This is a genomic window from Paenibacillus sp. GCM10027630 (assembly GCF_042676305.1).
GTDB lineage: Bacteria > Bacillota > Bacilli > Paenibacillales > NBRC-103111 > Paenibacillus_S.
In genome coordinates this window covers 21676-40837 of the sequence record NZ_JBHTGY010000031.1, presented here as the reverse complement: position 1 = coordinate 40837, position 19162 = coordinate 21676, and the positions used below count along the sequence as shown (strand labels likewise).

Genomic DNA, 19162 nt, shown 5'->3' with positions numbered 1-19162 from the left:
GGGGCTTTTTTTTCCATGTTTTGTAATTTATCAATCAATTCTTCCCTTATATTTCCCCGTATATTTGATCAGCACTTTGACATCAATATTTCTGATATGAATATTATCCATGTCCGGATTCGGCCAAATAAATTCGTTCCAGTCTGGAAAATCAAAACGAAATACAGGCGTATTCAAATTTAATATGTCTGCTTTTATTTTCTTTCCAGCCTCAAAGGTTTGCCTGACTTCCTGTTCCACCTTTTTCTGAATAAGTGAATTCATCGTTGCTTGGCTCATCTCTTTGATTAGTTCATCCAAATAACCTGTCAAAAGAATTTCGATATCGTAATAAACTTGTCCATCTTGAATAGTGTGCCTGGTTATTATTTCCGGTCGATTTAATACAAAGGTAGCGGTCGCTTGCCCATTCTGCTTAATCGTTATAAGCATACGCTCCGCCTCTATGTCCAAATACCTTTTACCATTCATTTGAGAGAAAGAGACTTCCCCGCGGAATTTTTTATAGGAGTAAAAGTAAGCTCCATCAATGACAAGATGAGGCGTTGGTTTACTGTTTTCCGTCCAATGGGATTTTTCGTATACAAGCTTGGGCAGCATAGCTGTTACTCCCCTCTCGTAATACTCGGATAAAAAACGATATAAATACATGGGTTTTATGGTGGAGAATTGACTATACGTTTTATCCGGCTTCATTAATTTGGAATCATAGGGAGAATAACCGAAGTTCGGCTGAATATCCAATAATTTATAAATCGGCACATCGGTTCCGTATATCCAGATGTTGTAGCGGATTTCACGGTATCGGTTAATGGTATCGGTCAATTGCTCGACTGTAATTTCCTTGAGCGCGGCTTCCCCTATAATCATTGTTGATACATGTCCCCAATAAACACGCTGTTGCTCCGAGTTATACAAATCAAACATCGCTTCGGTAACCGTAGCCCCTTTTCCTGTTCCTACCAAAGAATTATGCTTAGGTGGACGTACACCTTCTCTTTGAGCAATATTGGCAAAATTCAAGGCTAGGAGGTATACCGTGAACACTTTATCCTTATAATCAATTCCAATGGTCGTTACATAGGTTATTTGATGAATTTCTTTATAATCCCAGCAGCCTGAGAGCAAAAACATCAGCAGGATGACCAGCTTTAATTTGATTATCGAAGCCATTTTTTTCAAGGTCATCTATCCTTTGTCTTTTCTTCTTAGATGTGCAGGAACGAAACCTCCCAGCTTTCTTGGCAACATAATAAAGGCTCTTAGCATATCTTTAAAAGTAATGGGCGATACAGGAGCTAAATAAGGCACGCCGAAAGACGTTAAACCTGACAAATAGACAGTGACCAACAGCAAGGAAACCATAAAGCCATACATTCCAAGAAATGAAGCCAGCAACAGAGTGAAGTATCTCAACACGCTCACAGTTCCCGATAGGGTCTGGCTGATCAAGGTCGACCCTGCCACAATCGATATTGCCGCTACAACAACCATGGAGGGCGAGGTAAGTCCAGCTCTTATCGCTGCATCCCCAATAATTAATCCACCCACCACCGTCAAGGTTTGTCCGATCATCGATGGAAGCCGATAGCCCGCTTCTTTAAACGTTTCCAGCAATAATAAAATGAGAAACATCTCCATGGGTGACGATAAGGGGATGCCAAGCCTTGTCATAACAATGGTCGCTAATAAAGGAAACGGTATTTGGTCTTGATGAAATCCAGTCAGCGCGACAAAAAAGCTCGGTAAAAAAATCGAAAAAATAAGACTGAATATACGCAAAAGACGTCCGAAGGTCGATGATATAAAATTAAAGTGCATATCCTCCGGCGTTTTTAAAAGCAACGATAAGGAAGCAGGAGCTATAATAGCCCCCGGTACACCATCCAATAGAATCACGAATCTTCCTTTCATCAAGCAGGAGACTATGAAATCGGCTCTGCCGGAGTAAGCCGTAAGTGGAAATATACTGTAGGGCTTATCCGAAATAATTTCCTCCAGCTGCGTAGCGCTGGACAGATCATCCAGCTTATGCTGCACCTTGGCCAGCTTTTCTCGGATGGTTTCCAGAATCGTTGCATCAAGCTTATCTTTAAGAAACATCAAACCTGCCCTGGTTTGGCTATCTGCACCAATCCTGTAGCTTTCCAGAGCCAGCATTGATGTGGGCAATCTTTTGCGGATCAAGCCAACATTCGTATCAAAACTTTCGACTAAACCGTCTTTAGCTCCACGAATGGATACGTCGATATTGGTTTCTTCCGTGTTGCGGTTAGGAATTTTTTCAATATTTAAGCTAAAGACAGCTTCCAAATGACTAAACCATATCATGACATGTCCGGTAAAAACTTTGGAGCTGTATGCAGAGCCTGATGTTTCGTAGAGCATATTAATATCTTTAGCCGTGTTAATACTATCAACGTTTGCGAATGTAGTGGAGCTCCAGATGCGCATCAATGCCGGCAGAACCATATCGTTAATAAGCTTCGCATCACAAAGCGTACTGCAATATACCAAAGTCACCTTGCAGTATTCAGAAAAGGGGTGGCAGTAGAAAATAACATCCGAGCAATCCTTAAATTCCAGTTGAAGTGAATTAAGACTCATTAATTTTTCTGCACCTCATCTCCTTTAGCAAACAGAACGAATAAGAATAAAATGATTAGCAGACCGAGCAAAGTATAAAACGTGATGGGAAAATAATAGGTTTTCATTATATAGAGAAAGGTAATATCTCCAATTTCGCTAACGAGTAATACGGCCATTACAACGGCTATTAAAGCTGAGAGAAGCTTTTTCCACTTGGGAATTAGCTCTCCTATCATATTCAAGGCGAGACTTATTCGGATGAAAGCACCGCACACCCATTGATAAATGGACAAAAAGTCCACATGTTCGATGTAATTACCAATTTTAACCAACCTCCACTCTTCAAAAGCCGGATACCTTTGGATTTGAGCTTCAACAGGCCCAAATGCGGCGATAGAGCCCATCACAGGTCCAATAGTCAATCCCGCCATTATTAAGCCTAGAATAACGACATGCCGTTTCTTAATCTTCGCTTTAATGTGCTGCTGCAAAAAAATTAAATACATAACCTCGATTAACCCTGTGCCTACAAAAAGAATGCCGTTCATGGCCTGCGATTTTCCGTATTCAAAAAGTGGAAACAGCATCATGTAATCTTTGTGGGGATAGTTAGAAACCATGACAAATTCGCCGAATATAATAACAAGCGGCAAAAGTATAGCAGAGCTATAAGCTATAGCACGAATCCCTTGCAGCGATATGTAGTACGCCACCCCAACAAGAATAATTGCAATGACACTAGGCGGCGTTTGAGGTAAATAAGAGGAGTTCGTCCAAATTTTAAAGTCCTTTCCCGTGAACAGCGCTGACGTAAACAGTGTAAGAGTAAGTACGAGTGCGATACAGCCAGCTACCCATTTGCCGTACTTCTCGCGAAGCCACTCAATAATAGATAAATTCCGATCACCAGTCGTCTTTTGAATAATGTAGGCTATCAAAAAAAATATGGGAACGAAAACAATGGTTGCTGCGAGCACGCTTATCCAGGCATCCCGACCTGAAACCTCCATAAGAACCGGGATTACAATGACATGGTTCATCATGCCGATGGAAAGCATCAGAATGGTGCATATTTGTAAAAAAGAAAAACGTTGAGGATTCATAAAAAATTCACCTATATTCCAGTTATTATGAATTCCATTATTGCCAACCCCTGCATATACTAAACTAAGACAACAGGCTGCCCTGTCTCCTTCATGGATGAGTTAGCTGCTTCGCAGCGATAAAGCAGACCTGCGTTAATTCAGCTTCTTGCATCCTCATCTCATTTTGGATTACAATGCATCTTAATCATACGAAAACCAGATTAATCAACTACATTAACAAACAAGCGATGATGGAAAGAGTACGCGGAACAGGTTCATTACAGGGACGGAGTGCCACCGATTGAAAGCACCCGAACGAACAGTCCGCCGAAGTTCACTCCTGAGCTGGTCTCTGAACAGTTGCTTTTTCCCCGGCAGCTTCTAGGAGTACCCGTAATCCCGACGTTACCGGGCTCAAAGTGAGAAAAGCATTCCTTCCATTCAATTTGTCCTAAAGGGTGATTTTCTAATAAGGGTGGTACCACGGCTCCTCGTCCCTTGCGATGGAGTTTTTTTGCGTTTTCCAACATTCATTTATTTGAAGGAGCTGAATGGGTATGAGTCAATTACATGCTGTGCAATTAAGAGAACGATTAGATGAAATCAATCTGCAATTGAAGGACTTGTTATCTGAGAAAGCTCTGATTACTCAAGAAATCGGAGAAAATCAACTGCTTGTCAGCCGGAAAAGGCAAAAGGAAGACACCGTTGTTACTATCGGGGATATTGCTGTAGGAGGGGGTCGCCCGGTAATGGTCGCGGGACCTTGCTCAGTCGAGAGCTACGAGCAAGTTCGGCAAGTCGCAGCAGCTCTGAAACAAGAGGGAATTACGGTAATGCGCGGAGGTGCGTTTAAGCCGAGAACCTCACCATATGATTTTCAGGGCTTAGGAATAGACGGCTTGAAAATTTTGAAAGAGGTCTCCCAAGAGTTTGGTCTTAAAACCATCAGTGAAATCGTGGACCCTGCTCATATTGAACTAGCCTGCGAATATATAGACGTCATTCAAATCGGAGCCAGAAATATGCAAAACTTCGAGCTGCTGAAGGCGGCAGGTGAAGTACGGACACCCATTTTGCTCAAGCGAGGCATCGCTGCTACTATTGATGAATTCCTTCATGCTGCCGAGTACATTCTCTCCCGGGGAAATACACAGGTGATGCTGATCGAACGTGGAATTCGCACGTACGAGAATGCGACGCGCAACACACTCGATATATCTGCTGTTCCGATACTGAAGCAGGAAAGCCATCTGCCGGTGCTTGTGGACGTCACGCATTCAACAGGCCGCAAAGCGATCTTCGCTCCTTGCGCGAAGGCTGCCTTAGCCGCAGGAGCGGACGGCATCATGGTCGAGGTGCATCCCAACCCTGCTGCCGCACTGTCCGATGCAGCCCAGCAGCTCAACATTGAAGAGTTCAATCGCTTCTACGCTGAAGTAAAGCAATCCGGATTATTAGGTTAAACACTTTGAACATATGGATGGAATGAGGCTCTTGTCTATAAACGATGACTAGACCTCATTCCACTCTCACCTGAGTGATTATCTTGAATTATGATTTCTTGGGCCGGCTCAAACTGATGAAGAACGTGATCTGGCTAAACTTGCGGGCAATGGAAATCATTTGCGCAACCTCATCATGTTCCAGCCGCTCCTGACAGTTTTGCTTGATGTATTCCATTGATGCTACAACGAAGGACCGATTGGGACAGGCGGTGTAATTGCTGCACTTCCAACTGGTTCGTAGCGGTGAATTCACGATGATTTTTAGAGCGGCAGTAATCGGTTGTAAAGACATCTTCAAGCATCAGGTGATACTTCGCATTAACTGGATACAGCTGCCTTTCAATTAATGACGCTATACTGAGGAAATTGCTGACATGCTCCGCTTCCACCGTATTCTCAGCCCAATTGCGCATGAGCCATACATACAATTCGGGGTGAAAGTTCGCCATAACGCCGCTGTAGCCGGTGACTCCAAGCTTAAGCGTCTCCAGTAATGTTGCCGAGTTAGCGTTGTAAATGTTCAATGCCGTACCTTTCACTGCTTCCAATTTCGCTTTCATATTCGAAATATCGCAGCTCGTATCCTTTAAAAAGTGAAACCTGCCGGTCTCAGCACTCCATTTCAATAGTTCCGGTGAAATAATTCTTTTGTATGGATAAGGACATTCATAGAACCCTAGGGCTATATCTTCAGGTATTTCCTTCAGAAGTCTTTCCAGATTGCGAATCCACACAGCATCCGACTCGTTCTCAGACGCAAGCCGATTCGTAATCAGTACGAGTGCATCAATACCCGTATCCGCCATCGCTCTGAGCTCAATAACTTGATCCTCATACTGGTCAGCAATATGTCCCGAAGCAATAACTGGTATCCGGCCTGCAGCTTTTTCTTTGACAAATGCCGCCAGCCCCACTCGCTCCTCCAAGCTTAGTACAAACATCTCACTGGATTGGCATACGGCAAACAGACCGTCCACCCCTTTGTGAATGTACCATTCAATTGCCCGTTCCAACGCATCGTAGTCAATTTCATTGGAAACTGTAAAAGGGGTGACCATGGTCGGCCATACTCCCCCAGCTATACTTTTCATACATTTCTCCCTCTCAATCCGATTCTTTATTTCCATTAACAGGATTTCCGAAACGCTTCTATTCTATGGAAGGTCATATAATTCGCATTATGATAGTTGTAAGCCCCATTAATGGCGGTTCTGGAAGCCACTAAAATAACATCTCCGTCAAAAAACCAATCCACGTACTGGAATCCTACCTTCGTATTATCCTCTGTCCACTCGTTATGCTCATAGTCCAGAATATCCCGAATAGTGGTCCATTCCTCCAAATTATCCGAAGCGACTAATGTAAGTATGTTTCGCTGATGAATATTCGATGAAGTAACACGATTCACGAGCGACCAATAGCGCTTACTCTCAGGATCGAATTGAATCGTGAATTTGGACATATTTCCTTCAAATCGGATGACTTGACGGAACGAAAGCGACGCCCCGGGATTCTCCTTATCTACGTTTAGCATAATGGCTCTGCCGTAATCGGGCGTTCCGCCCTTCGTATTATATCTTAATACGTTCACAAGCCCGCCTTCCGGCGTGATCACTACATTTCCTTCCAACACCCCCGGAGCGTCTCCGCCTTGAACGGTTCCAGGCCAGCTGCTGTCATAGGGAATGAACGGCGATGCCGTCCAACTGGCGGGATCAAGCAAATCCGCATCCTCCGGTGCGGATACCACGCCGGCTTTATGGCCGCGTAATGTCCAGGAGCCATGCTCTACGGCAGTCCAAATGCGCCCGTTATGAACGATTACCGGCATGGGAGCCTTATGCGGACCGCCGTTCTCACGGGATCCGCCCGGCAGAATGGTACGTGGGGAGCTCCATGTCTCACCCCCGTCATCTGAACCGCCGATCATCAGCTCTCCATATTCGGTGCTGGTGGCTATCATGAACAAGCGCCCGCGGTGAACGAATAATTTGCCCCAGAAGCACGGATACAGATAGGTTACGAACCGCCATGTGTTCCCCTCATCCTCCGAACGGAAAATAACACTCAGGTTTTGTCCTCCTAATCCCCAGAACACATCATGAGAAGCCAGAAGCCGCCCATCGGGGAGCCGGACAATTGAGGGGCTGGCAGGAGACCGGCCTGAGAAATTATACGTATAATCATCTGGATGGATGTAATTGATCACCGAGCCGGGGACGATCCCCGGCCTTGTCAATCTTATTGGGCTATCAGCGGCGATTCGCTCAGTTCCGCGCTCAACTGCGGTTAACCGAATTTCATAATCGCAGCCGTTTTCGAGGGAGGTTAACGCAAAGGAGCCTTTTGGGCCTTCCACAACGAGAACGCTTTTTTCACTGCTGTTCCTTTCGTTGTACTCAACTCTGTACTCCAGACTGGATGCAGCAACATCCCCTGCGTACAACCAGTCGATTTGAACGCAGCCGTCACCGGGTGCCAGCCGGGTGATATGCAGTTCCCTGCCTGGCTCATGTACGCCTAATGCCGTGGTAAACAGCTCATTTTGATCCTTGATGCCCCATGGTTTCGTGTTCATTCAGTTCTCCTGACTATAGATTGCAGCACTTCAGGCTGCGTTCATTATTTATTTTTTTGCAGCATCAATCGCCTTTTGTTCTTCCACCCATTTATTTACTTTGTCCTGGGTTTGCGCTAGCTCCGTATCGAGATTGTACTTCTGTCCGTGAATCGCCCTTGAAATAATATCACCCATCCATGGACGAATGGTTGAGAACATAATTGGCGGGAACAGCACATTTTTCGTGTCCTTCACAACGGCCAATAGTTGCTCTGCATAAGGATCCTCTTCTTTCTTCACCCAATCGGCGCCCTTCCAGGAAGGCAGTTCCTTATAGTTGTCATACATGAATTTCTGCCCCTCCGGGCCTGTCATGTATTTCAGTACCTGCCAAGCCGCCTCCGGATTTTTGCTTTGCTTCGCCATTGCCGTGACACGGGCTGTGCCGAAGGAGGTTTTGTCGTTCTTGTCGCGAATCCCCTTGGTCATTACATACCGTTTTTCCAGTTTATTTTTTAGTACCTCATCCATATTGCCGCACCATAGGCAAATAGCGACGTTATTATCAGCTTTGCCCCAATTCTCAAAGCCACGGCCGATTTCATAACCCGGTGGTAAGTAAGGATTAATGTCGATTAACGTTTGAAGACTCTTCTTAATCTCAGGAGTATTGAAATTCAGTTTACTATTTCCAAAATTTTTCCAATCAATAGTCCCAAACTGTACGCCCTGACCGCCGGAGAAATAATCAAGCATCATGTGGCTTGTTTTTCTTGGATCATAAAACAGCCCGAACGATTGCTTTCCGGTTTTCGGATTAATACCTGTCAGCTTCTTGCCTTTCTCAATCAGCTCTTCCGCTGTAGGCTTTTCACTTAATGGCTGTACTCCGAAATCGTCAAAGATTTGTTTGTCATAAACGATCGTATTCGTCAGTATTCCACCCGGCATCGCCATCACTTTGCCGTCGCCTTCATTGGTCAAACGCTCCTTGTCCGTCCACAGCGCTTCCACGAAGTTTTGCTTCCAGTTATCCCGTACCAAATAATCGTCAAGCGGCATCAAGAAGCCTTGGTTGTAAAAATCTATGGACGCATCCAAAAATACAACGTCAACACTGTTGCTAAGCAGCAGGGCTTGCCATTTCGCTTTCCTGTCATCCGTAGGGACCTCGCTATATTCGATAGTTAATTTGGGATGCTTGGCGAGAAAAGGCTCGAATAACGCCTTGATACCTTTAGCCGGTTTACCCGTTGCAGGGTTAATCCCATCATCTACAGGGAAACTGAATACAGCTACCTTCACAACACCGGAAAGTTCTTTGGATGCGCTTCCATCGTTAGCACTATTTTGAGTTCCCTCTTTCCCTCCCCCACATGCTGTCAAAAACAGCAGGACCGTACAAATGGTTACGCTCAACAAAAGCTTTATTTTAGATTGCTTCATTTTCTTGACCTCCTTTGGGTCTTCGTGAGAAAAACTTGCATCGTAAGCATAATCCTTATAATTAAAAGCTTATTTATTGCTTGATTCCTGAATAGGCGATGCTTTGAATAATGTACCTCTGGAAAAATAAATAAACGATCAGCACCGGAATGACGGACATAACCGTAGCTGCCATATTCATTCCCGGAGGTGCTTCCCCGCTTGCCGTACGTGATTTCAGCATCGCAATGCCGAGTTGAATCGTATACTTCGCAGGATCGTTCAGGATGATTAGCGGAAACAGGAAGCTGTTCCACACACTCAAGAACGTCAGAATGATTAATGTAGCAACAATAGGCATGCTTAAAACGAAATAAATTTTGGAAAAGCATTGGAATTCGTTTGCGCCATCGATAATCGCGGCTTCTCTTAACTCAGCCGGAACCCCATCCATAAATTGCTTAGCCAGAAACGTTCCAAATACATAGGAGATGGCCGGTAAATAGAAAGCCCAATATGAATTAAGAAGCTGCAACTGCTTAAACAGCATAAACAAGGGAATGAGCGTTGCCTCGCCCGGAATCATTAACGTGGCCAGCACCATCAATAAAATGATTTTCCCTCCCTTAACATTTAGCTTGGATAGAGCGTATCCCGCCAATAATGCGGAAAATGTATTAATGACAATGACCCCGCCAGCTACCATAAACGTATTCAAATACAGCTGCAGCATTTTCGTATTGGCGATAGCCATTATAAAGTTATCAAAACCAATATTGTCCGGTACCAGCTTGAACGGGAACGGAAATTCAAACACTGCATCCTTATCCAAGCTGATCGAGAGCATGACTATAAAAGGTACGATGATGAGAATTCCACCTGCTAGCAATAAAGCCATAACGAACGTATTTCGAACAAAATCAGATTTTCTTCTCGACTGAATGCTTATTTTGACCTGTGATATGGTAGTAATCTCTGACATACGCTTCAACTCCGGTTAGTCTTTATTCTTAAACGCCTTGAAGTTTAAGAGAGTAAACAGCAAAATAATGATGAAAATAACGTACGAAGCGGCGGCAGCTTTACCGAAATCATAAGTATAAAAACCGTAACGGTACACATACAGCATGAGCGTAAACAAAGAACCGCCCGGATTGCCATCAGGGCCTCCGATCACATAGACCTCTCCGAACCTTTTGAAAGCGTTAATGGTACCCATAACCACCATAAAAAAGATGACGGGTTTCATTCCGGGAATCGTGATATACAGCCATTGCTGCAGCTTACGGGCTCCATCCACTTCCGCAGCCTCGTACAAATCGCGCGAAATCGACTGCAGGCCGGCCAGCCAGATCAGCACTGAGTAGCCCACTCCATGCCACGTATCCATCAGGATCACGCTTATTTTGGCATAGTTCGGATCAGACATCCAACCAAGCGGTTTCAATCCGAACAGGTTCAATACCGTGTTGGCTATCCCTTTCTCTGTTGGATAAAACAGCAGCAAAAATACGATGGATGCCGCAATCGTCGAAGTCACATTCGGTAAAAAATAAATTGCTTTAAATAACACGCTCATACCTGGCCTGACTATGCTGTTAATCAGTGAGGCGACAATAAAGCTTAACGGCAGCCCGATACCAAGTCCCATCACGCCCATTATGATCGTATTTCGAAGAGCCTTCCAGAATGAGGTATCGCTTAAAATAAATTCATAATTGCTAAAACCGGCCCATACACCTCTCACTCCGTTATGATGATACAGACTGATGCGGAACGCCTCACCGATCGGGTACAACGAAAATACCAGAACCCCAATAATTAACGGTAAAAGAAACAAATAGCCGATTACTTGCTTATTTGATAGCATTGATTTCATCAGGATCATTCCATTCACCCCCTTTCCCTAATTCCCATTATGCGGGCATCATTGGGTCGGTAGTAGGTGAAATTCTTATGATCGGATTGCGATCTTAAGAACTTACAGCTTTCTTGTACTCTACGGGCGTTAAACCGACTATTTTTTTGAAAACCTGGCCGAAATACTTTGCATCCGTATAACCGACCCGCTCAGAGACTTCGTATATTTTTATATCCGGTTGCTTCAATAGTTCTTTGGCTTTGCTAATCCGGATGTCCGACAAAAAGTTCAGCATCGTTTCCCCTGTTCTTTCTTTAAATAAATTGGCAAAATAGTTCGGCGTTAAATACACCGCATCTGCCACTTCCTGCAATGAGATGTCTCTGTTATAATGCTGCTCCATAAATGTTACCGCTTTTTGTATAATCGACACGTTGCGCTGCAGCATCTTCTCCTCAATTATGTTGGTTAATCCCGTCACATATTGGATCAGCCAGGTTTCGAGATGCTCAATTGTTTTCCATTTCTTGAGCTGCTCATCCAATGCGGCAAAGTCCATCACTTTACCGTCCGAGATGTTCCATTCCATTAACATACGCAGCAGCGTGTACACCAACTGGAGGCATATATTACGCAGCTGCTCAGGGTTAGGAGGATAATCGCCGATGATCGCCTGTAGAAACTGCCGAGCATAGGAGCAAGCCCCCTCTTTATCGCCGATTTTCAATGCTAGACACAGCTTTTTTTCTAAATCATACGGATAGATTATGTGCTCCTGAGTGCGCGTATACCCAACGTCGCTGTAGAAGATGACTCCCTCTTCCCTCGAATAGATGCGATATTCCATCGCCTCCATGGCTTCCTTGTAAGACTTCGATATCCAATCTGATGTTTCATAAACACCACCAATACCGATGTAAACAGGCACCTTGTAGTAGTAGGTAATATAATACTTCATCTTCTTAACCAAGGCCTGAACGCTCTCGACATAACGTTTTACAGACTGCAGTTCCTTGCCGCTTACGATCATAACGAGCTGGTTATCTACATTTTCAATGATCTCCGCGTAAAATAGCTCTCTGAATAGCTCTTCCGCTATATTTTTAAAAGCAAATAATAAAAGCTGCTTTTCGTTCAAGCGGTTGCGCTCTGTCACCGTAGCTGGTTCATCTATCTCCAGCACCAAACATGAATAATGATTCCCTCCAATGGAAAGTTGCAAATAATCGCAGCTGTCATGGATTTCCTGCAGCGTCATTCGCCCGGTGAGCAAATAACGCAAGTATCTTTCCTTCATCACAGGTATGCTTTGATAAAGCTGCCTTTTTAAATCCTCAACACCCTTCAGCAGGCCCAATTCCTGTTCAATGCTCTGCTTTGCCTTATTGATTACGTTCAGCAATTCCTCCACCTTCGTCGGCTTCAGAAGATAATCAAAAGCTCCGTTGCGGATAGCAGTCTGAACATAATCAAAATGATCGTAGCCGCTCAGCAGAATAATCTTAGCATGCGGTACGATTCGCAGGGCATTCTCTGTCAGCTCCAGCCCATTCATGTGGGGCATAAGGACATCAGATATGATCAAATCCGGCTTCCCTTCCAAAATGAGCTCCATTGCTGCTTCGCCATCCTCGGCCTCACCTATGATCTCGATTTCATGGCTAGGCCAATCAAGGCTCAATTGGAGCCCTCGTCTCACTCGTTCAGAGTCATCGACCAAAATTAATTTATACATTTTGACCTCCAGGCAGTAGAACCCGAACTGTAGTACCCCGATGCGGGTCACTTTCATATTGGATTCCGTACTCCGTTCCGTAAGCCAGCCCAATGCGTTCGTTCACATTATAAGCTCCATAACCGCCGTCATCATGAAGCGGCTGCTCTAGCAGCGCCTCAATTTGAACGTCATCCATACCGACGCCGTTATCGACAACCTCTAAAACCATGACATTCCCTTCCCTTCTCCCCTTGATCCTAATGAAACCCCGTTTATGTCTAAGAGGCTTAATTCCATGCAGAATCGCATTTTCTACAAGCGGCTGTAAGAGCAGCTTTATACACGATTCGCTCTGTATATCAGCATCTACTTCAATTTTGTAATCAAACTTATCTTTAAATTGCAGCTTTTGAATACGAAGATAATGCTCAACAGTCTCCACCTCTTTGGAAATCGTAGTCAGCTCATTGCCCTTGTTTAGAATTAATCGGAAAAATTGTGCCAGCGCCGTTGTCATTTCCCCAATTTCTTCGTACTCCTTCGTGATAGTCATCCAATAAATAGAGTCCAATGTGTTGTATAGCATGTGAGGATTAATTTGCGATTGCAAGGCCCTAAGCTCTGCCGTTCTGATTCGTTTCTCGTCCTCCCTAACCTTGGAAATGAGATTTTTGAGCTCCACGGTCATTTCATTGAAGCTTTCCGATAATTCGCCGAATTCTTCCTGTGTGCCAAGATTAACTTTTGTATCCATATTCCCGTCTCTTACTCTTTTAATGTGCCGCAGAAGCTTCAAGAGCGGACGAGTGATTCCCGATGAGATTGCAACGGAAAGAATGAGAGCTGCTGCAATGGTAATAGCTACGATAATGACAATCGTATTTTTAGCGAGATCGATATTTTTATTAATCGCCGATTGCGGCACTATCGTTACAAGCTTCCACCCCGTGTATTCCGATGTCACGAAATGGAGTGAATACTCCTTTCCATCGACCCGGAATAATGAACTGCCATGAAGGGCTTGCGACAGCTTCTCCGTAAGAAGATCATCCGCTTTCGTGGAGATAAGTCCCTTATTGGCATGAGAAATAATGTAGCCTTTGTCATCAACCATAAACGTGACAGCTTGCAAATTTCTCAAATTATTCTTATAGCTGTCGAAAATATAGCTTTCACGGACATTAAGAACCACCAGGCCCCAGTCCTTGAACGATAGGAGGGCCAACGCTTTTCTCACATTGGATATAACCTTGGGCGGCTGCGCCTCTGTGTTAAAGATGTCCTGTTCTGCAAACAACCATAACGGTTTTCCCTTAGCCACATCTGCTTGCCGATAAATGGAAGTAGCCTGTATATCGTCCTTAGTTCGGTTTAATGCATGCATATCCGTATTATAAGTCAGATTCATTCCATTCTCTCCGTAAATACTAACGGACAACAACTGCTCCGAGCGGCCGCCAAATATACTTGGATAAACGGTTTCGTAAAACAAGTTTATATAGGCGGATTTCTCATTTGGCTTCAATTCTGCGTTCTTTGCGTCCATAATACTTTGCAGCTCTTTGTTCATAATCATTTTCACATAAAGATCGTCAATATCTTTAAGCTTGTAATCAATATTTTGCAGCGTTTGCTGTAGCACTTCTTGAATGGATTGTCCCACTTCATTGACTATGGATCTTTTTAGAATGACATAAGAAACCACTCCAATGCTTAAAGCGGATAATACAATAAGTAAGGCAAAGGATACAATTAGCTTTGGTCTTAATCTCATATTGCCTAGTACCGATATCAAAGACTGCATGGGCATCACTCCCGCTCGTAAGTATTCAAAACAATTGACAGAATGCATCGCAGTATCTCAATTATCAATATGTAATCGTTTACACAAAGTCTATATTCATATGGCTATCTTGTCAATCTAGTGATGTTATTGAGAACCAATTGGGCAAAAAAGCCAACCCTCCATTAGTATCTTTGGAAGCTTGGCTTAACATTCTTAAACTCTACCCTGGTCTTACTTACTTGGAAAATAAAAACCAAGACCCGCCCGAACCCCACACTCAATGCGGGTAAAGACTATCAAATTCAACACCGCAGGGACCGCCGTCCGGATTCGCCTCCGCATCAACCCTGGTGCCGTCTGCACGAAACAGCGGGCTGTAGAAATTAGCTATCCGGGTTGTCGACTCGCCGGCATAGTGACAAATAAATGCCCGACGAAAGCGATCCTTCGATTTGTTACGGTAGGAGCCATGGATCAAATTGCCGTTAAAGAACAAAACGTCGCCCTTCTTCATAATAGCAGGAACGATTTGTTTGCCTTGCGGCACTTTAACCAAATGCTTGGTGAAGGATTCGTTGTCATCCGCCAGCTCTGGACAAACAATTTCGTGCTCACTTGTTCTAGGGACGACAAGCAGCCCGCCATTTTCTTCATCAGCCGGATCAACCGCCATCCAAGCCGCTATACAGTTCCCCGGTTCCACCTTCAAATAAAAGTTATCCTGATGCAGCGCCTGTCCGCGAGAACCGGGTGGTTTGTAATAAAACATCGTTTGAGCGCCCAGCGGGCTCTCCTCGAATAAATCATGAAGGACTTGGAGAACAGGCTCATGAAGCATATATTTAAGAGCTGTCTCATTAAACCGATGTGGCTGCATGACCCGGGGATAACGCTTTAGCACATCCGTTGTATCCGGACTCCTATCCGGCTCAAAGTGGCCTGGAATCGTTTGCCCGCTTATTTGCTCAAAAGTTACCATGATCTCTTCCAGCTCTTCTTCGGAAAATAATCCATTCACAATTAAATAACCTTCTGTTTCAAACTTCTGTTTCTGCTCTGTTGTTAGCACAGCTAATTCATATGACATCCGAACCTCACCTCATCCTAATAAAATGAATTTTCCTTCTCTTAGCACCTGTAGCCAATCATGCAGATACCTACAATCCTGCTTATTGCTAATCTGTCATATTGCATATTTCCTATTGTCATTATAAGCTTTATACAGTAGAGGAGGAATGTTCGGAATGGTCATAAATATGGATGATTCTGCTGCGAAAATAACGGAAAGCCCGGTTCCAGGCATATTGCTGGCCAGTACCTTCCGGTCCCCATACGGATATTACACTTACCGGCCCAACGGTACACGTGATTGGCTGATTACTTACACACTTTCGGGCAGTGGTATTTATAGCATCAATAACCGTAAGCATAGCTGCTCTCCCGGGGACATACTTATACTTTCTCCTGGAACTCCCCATGATTACCGGACAGCCGAGAACGAGATTTGGCATTTTATGTGGGCGCATTTTGTTCCGAATCCGACCTGGACAGACTTGCTCCACTTGCCACGACTGGATGATGGTCTGCTCCATCTGCACATATCGAAAAATGACGTTCACCGGAGGGTGGTTGCCGCCTTCCAGCGGGTTATCCGCAACTGTATCGAGCCCGATAACATCCAGGAGCGATTGGCACAAAATGCAATGGAAGAGCTTTTGCTTCATCTCGCGAGGTACAATTCCCAGTTTCACCGCAGCACCCTGGACCCCCGAGTTTTGAACACCTTGGAGTATTTAAACAACAATATGCAGCAGACGCATACAGTTGAGAGACTGGCCTCCAGAGTACTGCTTTCCCCTTCAAGGTTTGCCCATTTATTCAAGGCAGCAACAGGTGATTCCATTATTGAAACGTTGCTCAAAATAAGGCTGCGGCATGCTTCACGCCTTCTGGCTCACACTACGCTATCGGTAGCTGAAGTTTCCGATAACGTTGGATTTCGAGATCCGCTTTATTTTTCCAAGCAATTTTCATCCTTTTTTGGCATAAGCCCGACAGCATACCGTAGAAAAAACTTCGACAATCCTAAATAAGGCTAACCCATTAACAGCTCTCAGAAAAAGATAACCTCTAAAGATCTGCAAATCTGATATTCGTTACTTAGTTCTTGCTTGTCCAAGCGTGTTACACCAAACATGCCATAGTAATAAAATCGAGTTTATCGTAACCAAGAGTTATGATAAGATATACCAAGTTAAATGAGTTGAACCAAATTGACTAACCAAATTAGAGAAACGAGGGATTGCTATGAGTCATCCTCATATTGTCATTGTTGGCAGCTTGAACATGGATCTGGTCGTTACTACAGAGAGAATGCCCCGAGTCGGAGAGACTATCGAAGGACAACATATTCGTTATTTACCTGGAGGCAAAGGGGCCAATCAAGCCGTGGGCTGCGCCAAGCTGGAGGCTGTTGCAACTATGATCGGTTCCGTTGGAGACGATGTGTTCGGCAACCAGATTATTCAGCAATTAACGCAATATGGTGTGAAAACTGAACATATTTCTGTCATAGAGCAGGTACCTACAGGAACCGCCACTATCTTACATACAGCCGAGGATAACTGTATTGTAGTAGTCCCCGGAGCTAACGCGCACACGAATGAACAGCTTGTTGCTGAGCATGAATCCGTAATCCGTAATGCTGATATATTGCTTCTGCAGCTGGAAATACCGACAGCGGCAGTCAAGCTAGCTTTGGAAATTGCACACTCCAATGGGGTGCGAACCGTATTGAATCCCGCTCCTGCCAAAATCCTTCCCAATGAAATCCATGAACTAGTCAATATTTTGACGCCAAATGAAACCGAATTCGAGCTGCTCTCCGAAAGAACGTATGCCAATGAAGAAGAGCTTGCCGAAGGGATGCGGAACTGGGAGAAGCTGCACCGGCAAACCTTGATAGTCACAAGAGGGGAAAAGGGAGTCTCCTATCTGGAAGACGATAAACTAATGACTATTCCTGCCATTCGGGTTCAGGTTGCAGACACAACAGGTGCAGGAGATGCCTTCAATGCAGCGTTATGCTGCGGACTCGCTTCTCAGCAATCCCTGGAATCCTCCATTCGTTCTGCAGTGAAAGCCGCTTCCTTATCGGTCACCAAGTTCGGAGCTCAGGACGGCATGCCCACACTACTGGAGGTAACGGGTGCTTAAGGGATAACCTTAGTTTGCTGCCAATTTAATGCTGCTTAATACATAATTATTGGAAAAAGAGGCTCCCAAGCAAGTAGAAAAATCTACTAGTTGGCAGCCTCTTTGTGTGTACTAATCTGGACTTTAATAATTTCAAGAGCGGTTATAGCTCGCACACCATGGCTAACTCCACATGGAATTTGCAGTACAGCTCCGGTTTGAATCGGATCTACCTTATCATCCAACATAAATTCACCCGAACCGGAGATAACCGTCCAGACTTCTTTCCTGCTCATATGTTTATGACTGCCTATTGCTTTACCCGGGTACAGCTCCATTTTTTTCGTTACACATTCTATTTCCTTACCTGATTTCGAATAGTCTAATACCCGTATAGTGCCCCAGCTTTTTTCCTCATACATACTGCTGACCCAATCATTACTGAGCCTTTGTTTAATTTGGCTCGACTTTTTTTTGCTGGCCACAAGAATACCGTCCGGGCTTGCAGCTACGATTACATTCGGTACATCAATGATATGAATGGGAGTAGGCAGCTCATTAACCAGATGTGTATTTATTGAGTTATTACATAGCTCACCTACGCCTATAACTGTATTTTCCAGATGATTGGTTAATGTATCCCAGCTGCCTAGATCCTTCCAGGCTCCCTCATAGGGAATTACGACGGAATGTGCTGTTTTTTCTACGACTTCTTTATCAAAGCTTGCTTCAGGAAGGTTTTCATAGCTTCCAAGCAATTGATCATAATCTATGGGCAGTCCTTTATTTTTCAAATAGGAAAGCATGAAATTTAAAGAAAACGCAAATACACCGCAATTCCACAGCGCTTGTTGATTAATTAGGTGAATCGCCATCGCCTCATCGGGCTTTTCTGCGAACTGAGCGATAGAGTTGTAAAAGGTGTCACTCTTTACATGAGGAACGATGTAGCCAAACTGGTCAGAGGGATGTCCGGGAACCGTTCCAATAAGGGCAAGATCAGCTTGGGAACTAGCTAGAGCATCATTTAATTTGTAGAGCAGCTGGAAGAAAGCCGTTTCCACAAACACATCTACAGGCAGTACACATATCGTTTCATTTGGGTCAACATTCAGCTTGGAATGAAAATATTCAGCGGCTAGAGCAATGGCCGTAAATGTCCCTCGTTTATATGGCTCACATATAATCGGGATCATGTCACCGATATGGTTTTGCGTAATTTCAAATTGGCTACTATGTGTAACAACAGACGTATGTTGCAGCAGACCCACCGAATCCAATTGTCTGCAAACTCTCTGTATCATCGATTCCTTTCCGCCGTCCTCTGAGCTTAACAGTTTAAGAAATGCTTTTGATCTTATCTCGTTAGACAGAGGCCAAAGTCTTTTTCCGGAACCGCCTGACAGGAGAACGATTCGCAAGATTTTTTCCTCCTT

General features: G+C 44.3%; 15 protein-coding genes. 3 read left to right on the top strand and 12 right to left on the bottom strand.

Annotation, left to right across the window (positions count from 1 at the left end; all coding sequences use genetic code 11):
• Nucleotides 1-30: 30 nt before the first annotated feature.
• The 3 genes from ACFQ0C_RS13910 to ACFQ0C_RS13900 are packed head-to-tail and all read right to left on the bottom strand — an operon-like array spanning nt 31 to nt 3692.
• A complete protein-coding gene (locus tag ACFQ0C_RS13910) occupies nt 31-1173 on the bottom strand; it encodes a Ger(x)C family spore germination protein (protein ID WP_379367954.1) in 1143 nt (380 codons plus the stop codon).
• Between the two features lie 15 nt (nt 1174-1188).
• Nucleotides 1189-2607, bottom strand: coding sequence for a spore germination protein (locus ACFQ0C_RS13905; protein ID WP_379367704.1), 1419 nt, complete (start codon nt 2605-2607; stop codon nt 1189-1191).
• Nucleotides 2607-3692 carry a GerAB/ArcD/ProY family transporter gene (locus ACFQ0C_RS13900; protein WP_379367702.1) on the bottom strand — a complete coding sequence of 362 codons (1086 nt, stop codon included), beginning with the start codon at nt 3690-3692 and terminating at the stop codon, nt 2607-2609. The genes ACFQ0C_RS13905 and ACFQ0C_RS13900 overlap by 1 nt, the downstream gene beginning before the upstream one ends.
• 539 nt (nt 3693-4231) lie before the next feature.
• Here ACFQ0C_RS13900 and ACFQ0C_RS13895 point away from each other — a divergent pair.
• A complete protein-coding gene (locus ACFQ0C_RS13895) occupies nt 4232-5140 on the top strand; it encodes a bifunctional 3-deoxy-7-phosphoheptulonate synthase/chorismate mutase (RefSeq protein WP_379367700.1) in 909 nt (302 codons plus the stop codon).
• Nucleotides 5141-5313: 173 nt separating this feature from the next.
• On the opposite strand, the gene ACFQ0C_RS13890 is transcribed toward ACFQ0C_RS13895, so the two are convergent.
• From ACFQ0C_RS13890 to ACFQ0C_RS13855, 8 genes are all read right to left on the bottom strand, one after another.
• Nucleotides 5314-6273 (bottom strand): dihydrodipicolinate synthase family protein, encoded by a 960-nt coding sequence (locus ACFQ0C_RS13890; RefSeq protein ID WP_379367698.1) that lies wholly within the window; start codon nt 6271-6273, stop codon nt 5314-5316.
• 35 nt (nt 6274-6308) lie between these two features.
• The gene (locus ACFQ0C_RS13885; protein ID WP_379367696.1) at nt 6309-7760 is read right to left on the bottom strand and encodes a fibronectin type III domain-containing protein; all 1452 of its coding nucleotides are present in this window, start codon (nt 7758-7760) and stop codon (nt 6309-6311) included.
• Nucleotides 7761-7808: 48 nt separating this feature from the next.
• The gene (locus ACFQ0C_RS13880; RefSeq protein ID WP_379367694.1) at nt 7809-9188 is read right to left on the bottom strand and encodes an ABC transporter substrate-binding protein; all 1380 of its coding nucleotides are present in this window, start codon (nt 9186-9188) and stop codon (nt 7809-7811) included.
• Between the two features lie 73 nt (nt 9189-9261).
• On the bottom strand, nt 9262-10149 hold the full coding sequence (locus ACFQ0C_RS13875; protein WP_379367692.1) for a carbohydrate ABC transporter permease: 888 nt from the start codon (nt 10147-10149) through the stop codon (nt 9262-9264).
• Nucleotides 10150-10164: 15 nt separating this feature from the next.
• Complete coding sequence (locus ACFQ0C_RS13870; RefSeq protein ID WP_379367690.1) at nt 10165-11055, bottom strand: carbohydrate ABC transporter permease; 891 nt, start codon at nt 11053-11055, stop codon at nt 10165-10167.
• 85 nt (nt 11056-11140) lie between these two features.
• Complete coding sequence (locus ACFQ0C_RS13865; RefSeq protein WP_379367688.1) at nt 11141-12763, bottom strand: response regulator; 1623 nt, start codon at nt 12761-12763, stop codon at nt 11141-11143.
• Complete coding sequence (locus ACFQ0C_RS13860) at nt 12756-14549, bottom strand: sensor histidine kinase (protein ID WP_379367686.1); 1794 nt, start codon at nt 14547-14549, stop codon at nt 12756-12758. The genes ACFQ0C_RS13865 and ACFQ0C_RS13860 overlap by 8 nt, the downstream gene beginning before the upstream one ends.
• A 259-nt stretch (nt 14550-14808) precedes the next feature.
• Nucleotides 14809-15618: a phytanoyl-CoA dioxygenase family protein gene (locus ACFQ0C_RS13855; protein ID WP_379367684.1), complete on the bottom strand. Its 810-nt coding sequence runs from the start codon at nt 15616-15618 to the stop codon at nt 14809-14811.
• 157 nt (nt 15619-15775) lie between these two features.
• Here ACFQ0C_RS13855 and ACFQ0C_RS13850 point away from each other — a divergent pair, with 157 nt between their 5' ends.
• Both ACFQ0C_RS13850 and rbsK read left to right on the top strand, forming a co-directional pair.
• The gene (locus ACFQ0C_RS13850) at nt 15776-16624 is read left to right on the top strand and encodes a helix-turn-helix domain-containing protein (RefSeq protein ID WP_379367682.1); all 849 of its coding nucleotides are present in this window, start codon (nt 15776-15778) and stop codon (nt 16622-16624) included.
• Nucleotides 16625-16838: 214 nt separating this feature from the next.
• Nucleotides 16839-17747, top strand: a complete 909-nt coding sequence (gene rbsK / locus ACFQ0C_RS13845; protein ID WP_379367680.1) for a ribokinase — start codon at nt 16839-16841, stop codon at nt 17745-17747.
• 86 nt (nt 17748-17833) lie between these two features.
• Here rbsK and ACFQ0C_RS13840 read toward each other — a convergent pair whose 3' ends face one another.
• Nucleotides 17834-19147 carry a sugar phosphate nucleotidyltransferase gene (locus tag ACFQ0C_RS13840; protein WP_379367678.1) on the bottom strand — a complete coding sequence of 438 codons (1314 nt, stop codon included), beginning with the start codon at nt 19145-19147 and terminating at the stop codon, nt 17834-17836.
• Nucleotides 19148-19162 lie beyond the last annotated feature (15 nt).